The organism is Polaribacter sp., from assembly GCF_049276715.1.
GTDB lineage: Bacteria > Bacteroidota > Bacteroidia > Flavobacteriales > Flavobacteriaceae > Polaribacter.
On record NZ_JBASWY010000009.1, the window covers coordinates 1 to 16926 of the forward strand.

At 29.4% G+C, this 16926-nt stretch carries 16 protein-coding genes and 1 pseudogene; 7 read left to right on the forward strand and 10 right to left on the reverse strand.

Annotated elements, in window-relative coordinates:
• Window positions 1-112: 112 nt before the first annotated feature.
• The 7 genes from WAO74_RS02145 to WAO74_RS02175 form a co-directional block, all read right to left on the reverse strand.
• On the reverse strand, window positions 113-1417 hold the full coding sequence (locus WAO74_RS02145; RefSeq protein WP_422159291.1) for a tyrosine-type recombinase/integrase: 1305 nt from the start codon (window positions 1415-1417) through the stop codon (window positions 113-115).
• A gap of 239 nt (window positions 1418-1656) precedes the next feature.
• Window positions 1657-2106, reverse strand: coding sequence for a DUF1569 domain-containing protein (locus WAO74_RS02150; RefSeq protein ID WP_422159292.1), 450 nt, complete (start codon window positions 2104-2106; stop codon window positions 1657-1659).
• Between the two features lie 63 nt (window positions 2107-2169).
• Window positions 2170-3027 (reverse strand): pseudouridine synthase, encoded by an 858-nt coding sequence (locus WAO74_RS02155; RefSeq protein WP_422159293.1) that lies wholly within the window; start codon window positions 3025-3027, stop codon window positions 2170-2172.
• 37 nt (window positions 3028-3064) lie between these two features.
• A complete protein-coding gene (locus WAO74_RS02160; RefSeq protein ID WP_422159294.1) occupies window positions 3065-3982 on the reverse strand; it encodes a geranylgeranylglycerol-phosphate geranylgeranyltransferase in 918 nt (305 codons plus the stop codon).
• Window positions 3983-3992: 10 nt separating this feature from the next.
• Complete coding sequence (locus tag WAO74_RS02165) at window positions 3993-4919, reverse strand: mevalonate kinase family protein (RefSeq protein WP_422159296.1); 927 nt, start codon at window positions 4917-4919, stop codon at window positions 3993-3995.
• A 40-nt stretch (window positions 4920-4959) separates the two neighbouring features.
• Window positions 4960-5364 carry a toxin-antitoxin system YwqK family antitoxin gene (locus WAO74_RS02170; RefSeq protein ID WP_422159298.1) on the reverse strand — a complete coding sequence of 135 codons (405 nt, stop codon included), beginning with the start codon at window positions 5362-5364 and terminating at the stop codon, window positions 4960-4962.
• 21 nt (window positions 5365-5385) lie between these two features.
• Entirely contained in the window at window positions 5386-6492 is a 1107-nt protein-coding gene (locus tag WAO74_RS02175; protein ID WP_422159299.1) for a diphosphomevalonate/mevalonate 3,5-bisphosphate decarboxylase family protein, read from the reverse strand.
• Between the two features lie 104 nt (window positions 6493-6596).
• Here WAO74_RS02175 and WAO74_RS02180 point away from each other — a divergent pair, with 104 nt between their 5' ends.
• The 5 genes from WAO74_RS02180 to WAO74_RS02200 all read left to right on the forward strand — a co-directional run bounded on the left by WAO74_RS02180 (window position 6597) and on the right by WAO74_RS02200 (window position 10025).
• On the forward strand, window positions 6597-7127 hold the full coding sequence (locus tag WAO74_RS02180; protein WP_422159301.1) for a helix-turn-helix transcriptional regulator: 531 nt from the start codon (window positions 6597-6599) through the stop codon (window positions 7125-7127).
• A gap of 102 nt (window positions 7128-7229) precedes the next feature.
• Entirely contained in the window at window positions 7230-8675 is a 1446-nt protein-coding gene (locus WAO74_RS02185; RefSeq protein WP_422159302.1) for an alpha/beta hydrolase family protein, read from the forward strand.
• 76 nt (window positions 8676-8751) lie between these two features.
• The gene (locus tag WAO74_RS02190; RefSeq protein WP_422159304.1) at window positions 8752-9360 is read left to right on the forward strand and encodes a thiamine diphosphokinase; all 609 of its coding nucleotides are present in this window, start codon (window positions 8752-8754) and stop codon (window positions 9358-9360) included.
• Between the two features lie 7 nt (window positions 9361-9367).
• Window positions 9368-9601, forward strand: coding sequence for a hypothetical protein (locus tag WAO74_RS02195; protein WP_422159305.1), 234 nt, complete (start codon window positions 9368-9370; stop codon window positions 9599-9601).
• A 109-nt stretch (window positions 9602-9710) separates the two neighbouring features.
• Window positions 9711-10025, forward strand: coding sequence for a 5-fold beta-flower protein (locus tag WAO74_RS02200; RefSeq protein ID WP_422159306.1), 315 nt, complete (start codon window positions 9711-9713; stop codon window positions 10023-10025).
• Window positions 10026-10086: 61 nt separating this feature from the next.
• Here WAO74_RS02200 and WAO74_RS02205 read toward each other — a convergent pair.
• Window positions 10087-10287 (reverse strand): annotated as a pseudogene (locus WAO74_RS02205) (phosphoribosylformylglycinamidine cyclo-ligase); the annotation flags it as partial.
• A gap of 98 nt (window positions 10288-10385) precedes the next feature.
• Here WAO74_RS02205 and WAO74_RS02210 point away from each other — a divergent pair.
• Window positions 10386-12185: an FG-GAP-like repeat-containing protein gene (locus WAO74_RS02210; protein WP_422159308.1), complete on the forward strand. Its 1800-nt coding sequence runs from the start codon at window positions 10386-10388 to the stop codon at window positions 12183-12185.
• A gap of 12 nt (window positions 12186-12197) precedes the next feature.
• Here the strand turns inward: WAO74_RS02210 and WAO74_RS02215 are convergent, their stop codons facing one another.
• Window positions 12198-13376, reverse strand: a complete 1179-nt coding sequence (locus tag WAO74_RS02215; RefSeq protein WP_422159310.1) for an AIR synthase related protein — start codon at window positions 13374-13376, stop codon at window positions 12198-12200.
• A 69-nt stretch (window positions 13377-13445) separates the two neighbouring features.
• Window positions 13446-15629: a glutamine synthetase III gene (locus WAO74_RS02220; protein ID WP_422159312.1), complete on the reverse strand. Its 2184-nt coding sequence runs from the start codon at window positions 15627-15629 to the stop codon at window positions 13446-13448.
• Between the two features lie 168 nt (window positions 15630-15797).
• On the opposite strand from WAO74_RS02220, the gene WAO74_RS02225 reads away from it, so the two are divergent.
• The gene (locus WAO74_RS02225) at window positions 15798-16823 is read left to right on the forward strand and encodes a glutamine synthetase beta-grasp domain-containing protein (protein ID WP_422159314.1); all 1026 of its coding nucleotides are present in this window, start codon (window positions 15798-15800) and stop codon (window positions 16821-16823) included.
• Window positions 16824-16926: the final 103 nt, after the last annotated feature.

The following is a 16926-nucleotide window of genomic DNA, read 5'->3' on the forward strand; positions in this document are numbered from 1 at the left end:
AAATATGATCGTTTGATAAAAATTCGCAAAAACTTATTAAAGAAGAATCGTTTAACATAGTATTTTTTTTGCTAATATAAACAACGCAAATTATAAGAAAAAAACAATTTAATTAAACATTAAAAAAACCACTTTTTACAATGTGTGAAGCTCTTTCTTGGTCTTTAATTCGGATATACTTATAAAATTCTTTCTCTGTAGTATGCCCAGAAAACAACATAATATCAAAAACACTCATACCTGCTTTGTATTTATTAGTGCAAAAACTTCTTCTGGCTGTATGGCTTTTAATTAGGTCGTATTTTGCAATCATTTCCGTTTTTTCTATACCGCCTTTTGTGTACTCGCATTTTACTAAAGTATCCCATTTAAGCATCTGCCCTACTTGTTTTATATAGTCGTTTAAAATAGCTTCTGCAATCCTTCTTGGAGGTTTATTGTTATGCCTTTTAGACATAATTTCACGCATTTCTTTTGTTATAGGGCATAAAACCTCCCTGTGATATTTCTTATTTTTTTGCTGCTTAATTTTGAAATATTGAAATCCATCAATTTCTACAATATCATTTTCGGATAAACCATTGTAATCGCTTATTCTCTGACCTGTATAACATCCCATTAGAAAAACATCTCTTGCCAATTCTACCTCTGGATATTTAGATAAATCTTTTTCAAACATTTCTTTTATCTCTGCATCGGTTAAATAAATTTCTGTAGTAATTTCTTTTAATACTTTAAAATCGTTGCTTTTAAACTTTTGGTTGTTTGTATAGCCTTCTGCTAATGCATAGTTTAAAAAGGTTTTTAAGTTCTTTATATGCTTACCTATTGTGTTTAAAGCATATTTTTTACTTTCCATAAACGTATTGAATTCATTATAAAAATTCATATTAATATAATCGAACATCAATTTTTTATTGAAGTGCTTTTCATAGCCTTCTAACCTCTTTTTAGTTTGCTTATAAGACCTCACAGTAATGATAGAAATATTACCTTCTTTTTGCTCAATATACTTATCTATGACATCAAAAAAAGAGAGATTTGTATCGATTTCTTGATTTGGAATAATCTTACCTGTGAACACATCTAATTTGTATTTTAAAAGCTCATTAGATACGTTTTTAGAGTCGTTAATTAGATTAGAATACTCTTTGTTTAAATAGTTTTCTAAATCGCTTAAAACCTCGTTAATCTTGTCTTTATCTTCAATACCAACTTTGTTCTTAATACGCTGTTTTTTGAAATCCCAATCATTAAAACACGCCTTGTATCCTGTAGAGTATTTAAAGCGGTTTTTACCATAACTGAAAAATAAAAAGATTACACTTTGTAAACTCTTATTTTCTTCTAATTTTGTCTTTGATACTTTAAAAGCATATCGAATTGTGCCCTTTGTTCTTTCAACCCCCTTATTCATAGTGTTTTATTTTTAGTAAAGATACAAAAAAAAGGGTGCTAATTAGGGTGCTAATAAGAGTTTTTTGATATAAAATAGAAGATAATTTACTTACTTACAAAAAACAACAAAACCCTTATAAATAAAAGATTTACAAAGGTTTTGTTATAAATTAAGATGTTTTAATAAAGTAATCCAAAGTACTGGAGGTACCACAAAAAACCCAAACATTTTGTTTGGGTTTTTTTTATCCTCATTTTTTACTTCAAAATATCTTTTACAATCTTTAAATGATGCTTCGTATGCAGTTTTAAAAACTTGACTGTTTGTTTTTTATTTAAATGTTTAAACAACGGGTGCGTAAAATACTGGTTCTTGTTAAACTGTTTTAAAGAATCTAAATTTTTAATTACCAACTCTAGCTGGCTTTCTAAATCTTCTTTTAAGATTAATTCTGGAGGCAAAACTCTTTTTGGTGATTTTACTCTACCTCTAGGAAATCTTCCTAAAGCAAAAGTAATAAGACGTAATGTAACGAATTCTTTTTTGTAATCTTTCGGATTTGATATTTTTAAAGCATCATAAACACTATTTATTACTTTTAACGAATGATCTAAATGCCAACCAACATTTGCTTTGGATATTTTTAAATTTTCCTTTTCTTTGAACTTTATTGATTCTTTAATAAAGCTGAATTCTTTCAGTAACATGTTGCTGTTTTTTTTTACTATTTAAATTTAAAAAAAATCCAGCTTTTGGCTGGATTCAAATTTTTATTTCATCATTTTAAGATTTGTAACCTCTAAATTGGTTAACTCTCTCCATCTTCCTCTTGGTAAATTTTTCTTGGTTAGTTCCGCAAAAACGACTCTATCTAGTTTATTTACTTTATAACCAACATGTTCAAATATTTTACGAACAATTCTATTTCTACCTGAATGAATTTCTATACCAATCTCTGTTTTTGGTTCTCCATTTACATAAGAAATAGCATCAATAAATACTTTTTTCCCTTCTATAACAACCTCTCCTCTCAATTTTTCTAAATCACTTAAATCTAGTTTTTTATCCAAAGATGCATGATATAATTTACGAACATTATGTTTAGGATGTGTTAATTTTTTTGCTAAATCTCCATCATTTGTAAACAGCAACAACCCTGTTGTATTTCTATCCAATCTACCTACAGGATAAATTCTTTCTTTAGATGCATTTGCAATCAACTCCATAACCGTTTTTCGACCACGATCATCATCCATAGTTGTAATATAATTCTTTGGCTTATTTAGTAATACATATTTTTTTTGCTCTGGTGTAATAGATGTTCCATCGAAAGTTACAATGTCTTCTGGCTGAACTTTATAGCCCATTTCTGTAACTAGTTTACCATTAACCACTACACTTCCATGCTCTATGTAAGTATCTGCTTCTCTGCGCGAACAAACGCCAGAGTTTGCAATATATTTGTTTAAACGAATTCCTGAAGATTCGTCTGATTTCTTAGCTGGAGTTATTTTTTTAAATTCCTTCTTTACAGGTTTTCTGCTTAAAGGTTTTGCAGTTTTTCTATTTAGAGGCTTGCTTTTATTACCTTCTTGTCGTCTTCGCGACGAGTTTTTATCTGAATTCATTTTATTAAAATTTTTGCAAAGGTACTTAAATTGATTGCTAATTCAATTTATCTATAAATTTTTCTAAAAGCAAAGATGTATCTATAAAAACCAGGCAAAAAACACCTATTAAAAGCAAAATTTTAAGTGTATTGTGAAGTAATCTGTATTGATTTTTTCTTGTGGCTTTTTGAAGATAGAAACCAACAAAAACCAGAGTTATTAAGGCTACATAAAAGTAATATCGCATGTAGCTCAAAGCAGGAAAACTGAATAAAACCGTAATTGGAAACAAACTTAAAATCAATAAAAAAATAGATAGTTTTTTGGTTTTATTCTCACCATAAGTAACCGTGAAAGTCTTATAGTTATTTGCAATGGCTCCTTTTAAATTTTCTAAATCTTTTATTAATTCTCTAATCATTATAACTAAAAATAAAAAAACAGCATATAAAAATATGATTTTTGAAAAATTTTTATAATACACAAAAATTGCGAAAAATGGTAAAATTGTAAGAACTGTTGCAGAAATTAATCCTAGTAAAGGATGTTTTTTAAGTTTATGAGAGTAAAACCAAATTGCGAAAATATAGATAGAAAAAAATAAAGCAGCTTTCCAAGAAACAAAAAAGGCAAAAATGAAGCCTATGAAATTCAATAAAAAATAGAGAGAAAGCTTCGTTTCTTGTTTTACAAAATTATCTAAACCCGTTTTTAAAGGTCTATTAATTCTATCAACCTTTACATCGTAAAAATTATTAATAATATAACCTGCTGCCACAACACAAACTGTTGCCAAAACAATAAATAATAAGTGTAAATCTAAAATAACGTGTTTTGCAGATTTTTCTGGCGAAAAAATAAAAATAGAAGCTAAATACTGAGCAAGAATTAAAACTAAAATATTGTAACCTCTTACTACAGAGAGCAAACTAAAAAATTTATAGAAGAGTGTTCTTGTTTTGGGAGCATTCATAAGACATAAACTAGAACCTATATACCAATTCTAATTTATAATTTTTCAAGCTTTTTTGAGCCTTTTCATAATCTTCTGCAAAGCCTAAAATATAACCTCCACCCCCAGAACCACAAAGTTTTAGATAGTAATCGTTAGATTTAATACCATTTGCCCAAACTTTATGAAAAGCAACAGGAATCATTGGTTTAAAGTTTTTAAGCACAATTTTTGATAACTTTTTAACATTACCAAATAAAGATTTTACGTTTCCGTTTAAAAAATCTTCTATACATGCATCTGTATGAAGAGAAAATTCTTCACTCAACATTTTTCTAAAGCCCTCGTTTTTCATTTTATTCATAAAAATGTTAACCATTGGCTCAGTTTCTCCAATTTGCTCTGAATCTAACAAGAAAACAGCCCCTTTTCCTTCTTTTTGAGATGGAATTCCAGCTGGTTCTATATTCTCTTTAGAATTGATTAAAATTGGCAGACTTAAGTAAGAATTTAATGGATCTAAACCAGAGCTTTTACCATGAAAAAAAGATTCCATTAAAGAAAATATTTCTTTTAATTTTATCAGTTTATCTCTAGTTAAATTCTCTAAAACCGTAATTTTATTGTTTGCATATTTATCGTAAATTGATGCAACTAATGCTCCAGAACTTCCAATACCATATCCTTGTGGAATAGAAGAATCGAAATACAATCCATCTTGGATATCTTCTTTAAAAGCATCTAAATTAAAAGAAACTTTATCTGAGTTTAATTGTAAAAGGTGCGTGTAAAATCTTTTTAAGTTATCATTAGATTTTTTAGAATTTTCGTCGAAAACATCTGTTGATTTTAATGCGCCTCTGTATGCGTTAAAAGGAATTGCTAACCCTTTAGAATCTTTAATAATTCCATATTCTCCAAAAAGAAGAATCTTAGCATAAAAAAGTGGTCCTTTCATTTCTTTTTCCAAATTATACTACAAAAATACGAATAAATTATTAATCATTTTTATAAAACATTTTCCAGACACCTACTTTTTCATCGTTATCATATTTTCCTTTTTCCTTTATTTTTCCGTTTTTATAATACGTTTTCCAAACACCTACCTTTAAACCTTTTTCGTAAATACCTTCTACTTTTAGTTCTCCAGAGTCATAATATACAGAAAATTTGCCCTCAGGTTTTCCATTAATGTATTTTGCTTCTTGGGCCTTTTTACCAGAAATATAATAATCTATAATCCATTCTTTTTCACTTTTAGTATTGGCTACAAGCCTATAATAAGAAGCGTTCTGTTTATCAGTTACATTCCAATTTTCATCAAAATATACTTTATCTTGCGAGTACACAGAAATTGATAAAAAAGAGATTATCACAAAAATTGTTACAAATTTGAAATTCATAAAGTATAAATAAATAGGTTTTTAAGGTGTAAGTATTTTAGCTCCTAAACCAATGTTATCACAAATATACTGTTTTTTTTGACAGAAGATAGAGAGCTCACTATCAATAAATTGCAATACATTTTCTTTCTCATTTTCAGGAAACAACACATGCACATTTGCACCAGCATCTAGTGTAAAACAAATATTACTATTTTTCTCTTGACGATATTCCCAAATTTTATTGATAATTTCTAATGTATTGGGTTTCATTAGAATAAAATAAGGATTGCTAGTCATCATCATTGCGTGCAGTGTTAAAGCTTCTCTTTCTACTAAATTGATGAACTCCTTTATATTTCCATGTTGCAGAATTTTAGACATTTTAGTCAAGTTTTCATTAGCTTGCGTAAATCTATTCTCTGCATAAGGATGGTTAATCATTAAATTATGACCAATTGTACTTGAAACTTGCTTTTCGCCTTTATCTACTAATAAAATTACATCTTGATAGTTTTCAAAAATAGCATTAACTTTATGTGGAAATTGTACTCCAAATAAATCTGAACTTCCTTCTATTTCTGGATGATTTCCCCAAACAACCAAAGGTCCTTCAATACTTCTGCTTGCACTTCCAGAACCTAATCTTGCTAAAAAAGACGCTTTTTTATTGATGAATTCTTGTGATAAATCAACATTAATTTCTTTCTCTAAACTCATTAAACACATGGCAATTGCAGACAAACCACTTGCAGATGAAGCGATTCCACTTGAATGTGGAAAAGAATTTTCTGAATTAATAATCATCTTATAATTAAAAATATAGGGACAATATTCTTGAACTCTTTTAAAAAATTCTGCAATTTTTGGTTTGAATTCTTCTTTTGGTTTTCCTTCGAACAATAAATCAAAATCTATATTTTGATGTGATTCTGAAACAAGTTCAGAATGAAGTTTGCGCTCAAAATTAATAGTTGTAATTGTATGACAATTATTTAAAGTAAAACTGATAGAAGCATTTTTTGGAATTTGAGGATTGCTCTTTCCCCAATATTTTATTAAGGCAATATTGCTGGGAGTTTGCCAAGTAAAACTGGCTTTATCAATATATTTTAAATCTGATTTTACTAAAAACTGATCTGTATTCAAGGTCTAAAAATTTTGTGTAAAGATAAAACTATTCCTTTTTTAAATTATTATAAATTTGAATCCTATTTAAATGGCTAAATTTTGCTAATAAAACTCATCTCAAATTGAATTTTAGAATAAATACAGATACTTGGTTTATTATTTGCATCGTATTTATAGGAATCTTATCCCTATTTATTTTCTTGTATATCCTAATACCTTTTAGAACTCGAAAAAGAAACACCAAAAGAAGACAAAACAGGCTTTCTAGAAGATTGAATAATTTTGAACGCATAGAAAATAAACATAAAATTAAAGATTTAGAAAATAGCAATATAAAACTGCAAACAACTTTAGAGCAAGACTTATCTAAAATTCTAAATAACAATTATAATGATGCATATATAGAAACCTTTTTTTTAAATTTCGAAAAACTATATCCGAACTTTAAAAATTCTGTGTATAAAATCGCTCCAAATTTAACAGCAAACGAATTAAAACTAGTCGCCTTTTTACGCCTAAATTTAAGTTCTAAAGAAATTAGTAACCTTTTAAATATTACAACAGAAAGTGTAAACAAGGCAAGATATAGATTGCGAAAAAAGCTAAACTTATCAGCAAAAGAAGATTTATCTAATTTTATTTTAAATATTTAATTTACAAAGACTTAAGATACTGTCCATTCTTTGTCTATTGCCTTTTCTTTGATTTCAAAAACTATTTAATTTCTTTTGTACCATCTATAAATTAAACCATTTATGAGAACATTAGAAATCTTTTTATTATTACTTTGTTTTGCATTCATCATTTATTTATCCATCAGAAAAGTTAAAACTTACAAAAAAATTGAACTAGCAATTGTTTTAGGTTCTTTAGCTAGTCACTTTATTTTAGAAGGCTTTAGATGGCAAATGATTCCTATTTATGTTTTATTATTAATTATTGCTTTTTGCATATATAAAGGATATTCAATTTTAAAAGGAAACTGGTTTTTTAAAATTATTAAAATAGTATTTCTACTCATTTTACTTTTCTTGGGCTTTGGGATACCTACTGCATTACCCATTTTCGAATTACCAAAAACTACAGGAAAATATAAAATTGGCTCTCAATACATTCATTTAAAAACAGATAAAGAAGAAACCATCACAGAAAATCCAGATGATAAAAGAGAATTAATGATTAAAATTTGGTATCCTGCCATCATAAAAAATGAAAATAAAGAACCCTATTTAAATGATGGAGATCGATTTAGTTTTGCTAAAAAATATGGTTTACCAAAACGCACTTTTACCTATTTAAACCATGTAGAAACAAATACTTATGTAAAACCAGAAGTGGCAAATGAGAAGTTTCCTATATTAATTTTTTCTCATGGCTCTTATTCTAAAGCTTCTGGCTACTATTCAATTATAGAAGAAATTGTAAGTCATGGCTATATTGTTTTAAACATAAATCATACCTATGAAAGTACTGGAACTTTGTTTCCTGATGGAACTCTAAAACTCTACAATCAAGAATATGATCAAAAATTCATCAGCAACCAACAAACAGCAGAATTAGCATGGAAAATGCAACAAGATTATGTAAATGCAACAACAGAACAAGAGCGTTTTAAAGCATCTTATTCCGCATTAAAAAACTATATTCCTGGTGTTATCTCTAAGAGATGGTCTAAAGATATTTCTACTATAATTGATGAATTAGAAAACTGGAATAAAAATTCTTTTCTAGCAAATCATTTAGATGTTTCTAAAATTGGAGTTTTCGGACATTCACAAGGTGGAACTTCTGTTGCTCAATCTATATTAAATGATAGTAGAGTTAATGCTGGTGTAAATTTAGATGGAGTTCAATGGGGTAATATAATAGATACTTTAGTTACAAAACCATTTTTATTTATTTCTTCAGATTGGAAAGAGCCTCACCCAAATTACAACAAATATGCATATAGAAATGGTGGTTCTGATATTTTTTATGAGGCCAAAATTAAAAATTCGGGACATGCCACTTTTATGGATATTCCATTGATGATTAATATTCCTAAACTGAATGAAGCTGGAACCATCAACCCAAAAGAAGGTTATAAAACTATAAATGAAACCATAATTTCTTTTTTTGATAATGAATTAAAGAATAAAAATATCGACTTATTAAAATTGAAGGAAAAATATCCATCTTTAGAAATTAAGATTAAGGAATAGCGTTTCATTTTAGAATTCTAAAAGCACCGTTTTCAAAATTAGAAATGATGCTTTTTTTGTTCGTATTTTTGTAATAATGAAAAACACAAAAGTTTTTTTATTATTAAATGGAGAAACTCCAATTAAAATTCCAAATGTATCTGAATACGATATTATTTGCGCAACAGATGGCGCTTATCAATATTTAGAAAAAAACAATATTATTCCAAATTTTATTGCTGGAGATTTCGATTCTTTAAAAAATATTCCAAAAGAAATTGAAGTTTTTGATACGCCAAATCAAGATTTTACAGATTTTGATAAAATACTTCAGATTCTTTTTGATAAAGGCTTCACCAAGATTGATATTTATGGAGCAAGTGGAAAAGAACAAGATCATTTTTTAGGTAATTTGCACACAGCTATTCAATGGAAAGAAAAATTAACACTTACTTTTTTTGACAATTATAATCGTTATTTTTTAGCTGATAATAGCACAGAATTAGCCAATTGTAAAAACAAAATTGTTTCTCTAATTCCTTTTCCGAAAGCAACCAATATTGTTACAGAGGGTTTGGAATATCCTTTAATTAATGAAGATTTAACTTTCGGAGAAAGAATTGGAACAAGAAATAGAGGTGTTCAAGATGCTATTAAAATTACTTTTAAAACTGGAAATTTATTTATTTTCATCAATCATAAATAAAAAAAATATGAGTAGAAAAATAAAATTATTATGGGATTTTAGAGGCCCAGATGCCAAAGAAACTGCAAAACATCATACCATTCATTTAAAAGAATTTGCAACTCTTGAGAATTTGAACTTTTATGAAATCGATATTCTAGAAAAAAATGAAATGTTGGTCTCTGCTTTTATAACTGTGGATGAAAAAGATATGAAAATTTACAGAGATGCTTTAAAACCACAAAGAGGAGAAGTTGCTTAATTGGGCTTGTTTTTAAATTTAAAGAACTCTACTGTAACATTTTAAATGTATTGAATACTAATATGTTGAAAGTAATATAAAATTAACTAAAACTTAAAACACATAAAAGATGAATACAGAAAATGATGCAATTCTTATAAATTCTAAGGGACAAGAATTATTGTTTTTCAAAGAAGATAAAATTATGAACAGTTCAGGACAAGAACTTGGCTATTTTAAAGACAACATCCTTTACAACTCAATCAATCAGAAAATAGGTTCTTATATTAGAAATGAAATATTTAACCTTCAAGAAAAAGTTATCGGAAAAGTTGACAACAACGATTTATTGAATTTGAATGGTCAATCTATTATGAAAATTAGTGGAAAACGAAATGAGGACAAAATCAAAATTGGAACTTCCTTCTTTTTTTTCTTACAATAATCTATTGTAACAGAAGACCTAAAAAAAACCACTTACAAACACGATAACGACAGTCTATTTTCTAATACTCAAAAACGCCAAACTCGCTTTTTATAGTGAGTTTTTTTGTTTTATTCTGATGAAGGTTAGAACCTAAAGCCTCTACCCTACCCACAATTTTAGCATCCACATTAAAAGATTTAGAAATAGCAATAATGTCTTCTGCAATTTCTGGTGAAACATAAATTTCCATTCTGTGTCCACAGTTAAAAACTTGGTACAAATTCAATTATTCTTGAATAATTTAAAAAAATTTGTTTAAAATTAAACTTTTCTAAAAAAAACGGGTCTAAAGAAAAACTAACAAAAAATATCCTAAAGATGTGTTTAAAATTAAACAAAGTATTACTATTATTATTTTTAATTACTTTCACAAAAGAAACTTATGGACAAGTAATAACTCAATTTGGTCCAGATGGTTTTGTTAAAATTGAAGAAGGTTCAGGTGGCTTTTTTGCAGATTTAGATTCTGGAGATCGTTTTAGTAGAGATCACGATCAAGCAGGAGACATAGATGGAGATGGTATTATAGATTTGGTAGTTGGTGCAAGATCTGATGATGATAGTGCAACAGATGCTGGTGCTGCTTATATTTTATTTATGAATGCAGATGGTACTGTAAAAGACAACCAAAAAATATCTGCTTTAGAAGGCAATTTTAACGAAACCTTATTAGAAAGAAATTATTTTGGTTATGGTGTTGCAGGTATTGGCGATTATAATGGTGATAACATACCTGATATTGCAGTTTCTGCGCCAAATTCAACAAACATTGCCTTATATATTATTCATTTAAATAGAGATGGAACTGTAAAAAGTTTTGTGAAAAATTCTAATATAATTGCGCAAGGTTTATCTGCAATTGGCGATATTAATAATGATGGAAAAATAGATTTAGTTGCTTGCGATCCAAATTCAGATGCTGGTGGAAGCAATAGAGGTTCTATAGAAATTTTATTTTTCGATAGTTCATCACAAGTAATTACCAATGAATCTGTTACTATTAATTCTACTTCTGGAGGTTTTGGAACTGGTTTAGAAAATGATGATAATTTTGGAGGAAGAGAAGTTGCAATGTTGGGTGATATTGATGAAGATGGCACTTTAGAAATGGCTGTTGGAGCCTTTATGACTGATGGTGGTAAAGGTGCAGTTTGGATTCTTTCTTTAGATGCTACTACTTTTAACGTGGTTTCTAAAATAAAAATAACTGAAAACCAAGGTGGATTTAATGATGTTTTAACGGATGGAGAAAATCCTAATGGAAGCTTTGGAGCTCAATTTGGACACGCAATGTGTGCACCTGGAGATTTAAATGGAGATGGAATTCCTGATTTAATAACAGGAGCAAATCAACAAAATGAAGGAGAAGGGTATATCTTGTATTTAAATGCTGATAAAACCGTAAAATCCTATACAAAAATTGATGAAGCTGAAGGTGGTTTCGATTTTACTTTTAATGCTGGTGAACGTTTTTCACGATCAATTTCTTTTGTCGGAGATTTACGAGGTGATGGCTCTATAGCTGTAAATTTTGGTGGTGGAGTTGGTCCTGGAGGAACAGGAACCTTGTACCTTTTATTCTTTAAACCTTGTGATTTTAATCAGGAATCTGGTTACAACAGATGGGCTGGAGGTACTACCTTATTTTCTAATTGGACACATGCTACACAAACCGTAAGTAATCCATTAAGCTTTGAACAATGTACTTTTAAAGCTTTTGAAAATGATGGAGAATATATGACGTATAATCATAATGATGGTAGGTGTATTATTATGAACGGAAGTACAAGTTTACTTGTAAGCACAGAGTTAAGCACAGCTTATATTAACCAATGTTATGGTACAACTTTATCTTTACTAAGAGAAGAGTTAATTGAAAATTCAATAGAAATATACCCAAATCCAGCTACTTCAAGTATTATACTTTCTGCTAAAAAAACTATATTTTCTACAGATGATAAATTCCAAATTTATAATGTTACTGGAAAACAAATTTACACTTCAAACATAACTACTAGCGAAACAAATATTGATATTTCTAATTATAGTAGAGGGTTGTACTTGTTAGTAAGTAATATAAACGGACAAATAAAAACTTCTAAATTTATAAAAGAATAGTAGAATTATAATTTAATACTCAAAAACTCCAAACTCACTTTTAATGGTGAGTTTTTTTGTTGATGATACCTCTACTCTACCAACAATTTTAGCATCCACATTAAAAGATTTAGAAATTGCAATAATATCTTTTGCAATTTCTGGTGACACATAAATTTCCATTCTGTGTCCACAGTTAAAAACTTGATACATTTCTTTCCAATCGGTTTTTGATTGTTCTTGTATCAATTTGAATAAAGGTGGAATTGGAAACATGTTATCTTTTACAATATGTAAATTATCGACAAAATGTAAAATTTTGGTTTGTGCACCTCCAGAACAATGAATCATTCCATGCACATTCTCTGAGTTGAATTTCGATAAAATTTCTTTGATAATTGGTGCATACGTTCTTGTTGGCGATAACACTAGTTTACCAGCATCTATAGGAGAATCATCAACTTTGTCAGTTAATTTAATATTCCCAGAATAGACTAATTCTTCTGGTACAGCAGCATCAAAACTTTCTGGATATTTGGTTGCTAAATAGTTGTGAAAAACATCATGTCTTGCAGAAGTTAATCCATTCGAACCCATACCTCCATTATATTTGGTTTCGTAAGTTGCTTGTCCAAAAGATTCTAAACCAACAATTACATCACCAGCTTTTATGTTTGCATTGTCAATCACATCAGAACGTTTCATTCTTGCAGTAACAGTAGAATCTACAATAATGGTTCTTACCAAATCTCCAACATCTGCAGTTTCTCCTCCAGTTGAATGAATCGTAACTCCGAATTTTTTTAAATCTTCAATTAATTCCTCTGTTCCGTTTATAATCGCTGATAAAACTTCGCCAGGAATTTTATTTTTATTACGACCAATAGTGGAAGAAAGTAGTATGTTATTTGTTGCTCCAACACACAACAAATCATCAATATTCATAATTAAAGCATCTTGTGCAATGCCTTTCCAAACAGAAATGTCGCCAGTTTCTTTCCAATACATGTATGCCAAAGAAGATTTTGTTCCTGCTCCATCTGCGTGCATTATTAAACAATAATCATCATCATTTGTTAAATAATCTGGTACAATTTTACAAAATGCTTTTGGGAATAATCCTTTATCGATATTCTTAATGGCATTATGTACATCTTCTTTTGATGCTGATACTCCTCTTTGTGCGTAACGTTTTGAAACTTCTTGACTCATCTTGTTGTATTGTGATGCAAATTTAGGCTTTTCGAAAAAAAATCCTACTGAAAAGTAGGATGATTTATTTTATCTTGTAAACAACAATTCTCTATATTTTGTAAGTGGCCATAAATTATCATCAACCATGGTCTCTAATTTGTCACAATGATAACGTATTTGCTCAAAAAATGGTTTCACTTTATTACAATATGCCTCTGCAGATTTTTGCCCAGAAAGCATATTTGCTTTTCTGCGTTCATCTATCATTTTTAAAGATAAAGCGTTAATTTCTGTGATATGATTTGAGATGGTCATGATTAATTCTATCTGTTCTTTTGCTATTTTCTTATACTCTTCTCCAAAAATTTCTTTTAAATTCTTGGTGTTTTCTAGCAATGTATTTTGATATTTTACAGCAGTTGGAATTACATGATTTCTTGCTATATCTCCCAAAACTCTACTTTCTATCTGAAGTTTTTTGGTATATTCTTCTAATTTAATTTCATAACGAGCTTCGACCTCCACTCTACCCATTACTTCCATTTCTTGATAAAGATCGATAACCTCTTTAGAAATTTTTACTTTTAAAGCTTCTGGTGTGGTTTTGTTATTACTTAAGCCTCTCTTTTTCGCTTCTTTTTCCCATGCTTCTCCATAACCATCGCCTTCAAAACGAATCTTTTTAGAATCTTTAATATACTCTCTTAAAACATTGAAAACGGCTTCATCTTTTTTAAGATTTTTAGTTTCTATTAATTCGTCTACTTCTAATTTAAATTCTTTTAATTGTTTCGCAACAATCGTATTTAAAACGGTCATTGGACCTGCACAATTAGACCAAGAACCTACTGCTCTAAACTCGAATTTATTACCTGTAAAAGCAAATGGTGATGTTCTATTTCTATCTGTATTGTCTAATAAAATTTCAGGAATTTTACCAATAATGTTTAGTTTTAAATCGGTTTTTTCTTCTGGTGATAATTTTCCTTTTGTTACGTTTTCTAGTTCATCTAAAACTGCAGACAATTGGCTGCCAATAAAAACAGAAATAATAGCTGGTGGTGCTTCATTAGCTCCCAATCGATGATCGTTACTCGCAGAAGCTACAGAAGCTCTTACCAATTCTTCGTATTTATAAACTGCTTTTATCGTGTTTACAAAAAAGGTTAAAAATTGTAAGTTCTTCATTGGTGTTTTTCCAGGACTTAACAAATTTGTGCCTTCTGGAGTTGATAAAGACCAATTATTATGTTTTCCAGAACCGTTAATTCCTGCAAATGGTTTTTCATGAAATAAGACTTTAAAATGATGACGTTTCGATATTTTTTCCATCACATCCATCAACAAAGAATTATGGTCAACTGCTAAATTTGCCTCCTCAAAAATAGGTGCCAATTCAAACTGATTTGGAGCAACTTCATTATGTCGTGTTTTTACTGGAATGCCTAACAACATACACTCTTGCTCTAAATCTTGCATAAAACTCATCGCTCTTGCAGGGATACTTCCAAAATAATGATCATCTAATTGCTGACCTTTTGCTGGTGTATGCCCTAATAAAGTTCTACCAGTTAAAATAATATCTGGCCTAGAGAAAGCCAAAGCATCGTCAATTAAAAAATATTCTTGTTCCCAACCTAAAGTTGCATTTACTTTCGATGCATTTTTATCAAAATATTTACAAACAGCTGTTGCGTGCGTGTCTATTGCCTGCAAAGCTCTTAATAAAGGTGTTTTATTGTCTAAAGCTTCGCCTGTGTAAGCCACAAAAATTGTTGGAATACACAAAGTTGTTTCATACACAAATGCAGGTGATGTTGGATCCCAAGCAGTATATCCTCTGGCTTCGAACGTATTTCGAATTCCGCCATTTGGAAAACTAGAAGCATCTGGTTCTTGTTGCACTAACTGCTCACCATCAAACTTTTCCATGGCCAAACTACCATTTATAGATTCGAAAAAAGCATCGTGTTTTTCTGCAGTTGCTCCAGTTAATGGCTGAAACCAATGTGTGTAATGTGTTGCGCCTTTGGAAATTGCCCAATCTTTCATACTAACAGCAACTTGATCTGCTATTTTACGATCAATTTTAGTTCCTTTATCTATTGCATTCATCACGCTTTCATAGGCAGCTCTTGTTAAATACTGCTGCATGGCGTATTTATTAAAGACATTATTACCAAATAAAACAGATCTTTTTTCTTTCTCTTCGACTTTTATAGGAGTTCTATTGCGAGTTTCTTGTAATGCAGCAAATCTAATTGTTGACATAATAGGATTATATAAGGATTATTTTAAAAGAAACACAAATATACCCTATAAAAATTAGGGATAAAATTATTTTTAATTAATATTATAAATTTAACCCCTCATTTTTTTGATATTCAACTAAAATATTTCATTTTTGTATGATTAAAATCACATTTATAATTATTTATTATGGCAAAAATTAAATTAGAATACATTTGGTTAGATGGATATTTTCCAACTCAAAATATGAGAAGTAAAACCAAAGTTGAGGAGCATGAAGATTTTAAAGGAACAATTGAAGAATTAGGAAACTGGTCTTTTGATGGTTCATCTACAAGACAAGCTTCAGGAGGTTCTTCTGATTGTTTATTAAAACCAGTTGCAATCTATCCAGATCCAACTAGAATAAACGGTTATTTAGTAATGACAGAAGTTTTAAGTGCAGATGGTACTCCACACGCTTCTAATGGTAGAGCTACTATAGAGGATGAAGATGATGATTTCTGGTTTGGTTTTGAGCAAGAATACTTTATTATGGATACTAAAACACAATTACCTTTAGGTTTCCCTATTGGTGGTTATCCTGCTCCACAAGGCATGTACTATTGTTCTGTTGGTGGTAAAAACACTCATGGAAGAGATTTAGTTGAAGAGCATGCAGATTTATGCATTGCTGCTGGTTTAAACTTCGAGGGTATTAATCAAGAAGTTGCTTCTGGGCAATGGGAATTCCAATTGTTTGCAAAAGGCGCTAAAAAAGCGGGTGATGAAATTTGGGTTGCTCGTTATTTATTAGATAGACTAACTGAACAATATGGGTATTATATTGAATATCACCCAAAACCATTAGGTAAAGATATGGATTGGAATGGCTCTGGAATGCATGCAAATTTCTCTAACTCAGTATTAAGAACTTGTGGTTCTAAAGAAACTTATGAGAAAATATGTGAGGCATTTAGACCTGTAGTAAAAGAGCATATTGCTGTTTATGGTGAGTTTAATGACCAACGTTTAACAGGATTGCACGAAACTGCTTCTATTCATGATTTCTCTTATGGAGTTTCAGATAGAGGTGCTTCAATTAGAATTCCAATTATTACTGTACAGAAAGGTTGGAAAGGTTGGTTAGAAGATAGAAGACCAGCTTCTAATGGTGATCCATACAAGATTGCAGGTAGAATTATTAAAACGGTTAAGTCTGCAAATATTAAGTAGATTTTGAATATTTTATTGTTCTGAAATAGCTTTACAGAATTATTAAATAAAAGGTAGTGATTTTTTGTCACTGCCTTTTTCTTTTTTAAAAGATTTTCTTTTT

What these genes read in the sequence shown, in the direction of transcription:
- WAO74_RS02145 (WP_422159291.1), bottom strand. Translation starts at nt 1,417, where the DNA reads ATGAATAAGGGGGTTGAAAGAACAAAGGGCACAATTCGATATGCTTTT.
- WAO74_RS02150 (WP_422159292.1), bottom strand. Translation starts at nt 2,106, where the DNA reads ATGTTACTGAAAGAATTCAGCTTTATTAAAGAATCAATAAAGTTCAAA.
- WAO74_RS02155 (WP_422159293.1), bottom strand. Translation starts at nt 3,027, where the DNA reads ATGAATTCAGATAAAAACTCGTCGCGAAGACGACAAGAAGGTAATAAA.
- WAO74_RS02160 (WP_422159294.1), bottom strand. Translation starts at nt 3,982, where the DNA reads ATGAATGCTCCCAAAACAAGAACACTCTTCTATAAATTTTTTAGTTTG.
- WAO74_RS02165 (WP_422159296.1), bottom strand. Translation starts at nt 4,919, where the DNA reads ATGAAAGGACCACTTTTTTATGCTAAGATTCTTCTTTTTGGAGAATAT.
- WAO74_RS02170 (WP_422159298.1), bottom strand. Translation starts at nt 5,364, where the DNA reads ATGAATTTCAAATTTGTAACAATTTTTGTGATAATCTCTTTTTTATCA.
- WAO74_RS02185 (WP_422159302.1), top strand. Translation starts at nt 7,230, where the DNA reads ATGAGAACATTAGAAATCTTTTTATTATTACTTTGTTTTGCATTCATC.
- WAO74_RS02190 (WP_422159304.1), top strand. Translation starts at nt 8,752, where the DNA reads ATGAAAAACACAAAAGTTTTTTTATTATTAAATGGAGAAACTCCAATT.
- WAO74_RS02195 (WP_422159305.1), top strand. Translation starts at nt 9,368, where the DNA reads ATGAGTAGAAAAATAAAATTATTATGGGATTTTAGAGGCCCAGATGCC.
- WAO74_RS02200 (WP_422159306.1), top strand. Translation starts at nt 9,711, where the DNA reads ATGAATACAGAAAATGATGCAATTCTTATAAATTCTAAGGGACAAGAA.
- WAO74_RS02210 (WP_422159308.1), top strand. Translation starts at nt 10,386, where the DNA reads ATGTGTTTAAAATTAAACAAAGTATTACTATTATTATTTTTAATTACT.
- WAO74_RS02215 (WP_422159310.1), bottom strand. Translation starts at nt 13,376, where the DNA reads ATGAGTCAAGAAGTTTCAAAACGTTACGCACAAAGAGGAGTATCAGCA.
- WAO74_RS02220 (WP_422159312.1), bottom strand. Translation starts at nt 15,629, where the DNA reads ATGTCAACAATTAGATTTGCTGCATTACAAGAAACTCGCAATAGAACT.
- WAO74_RS02225 (WP_422159314.1), top strand. Translation starts at nt 15,798, where the DNA reads ATGGCAAAAATTAAATTAGAATACATTTGGTTAGATGGATATTTTCCA.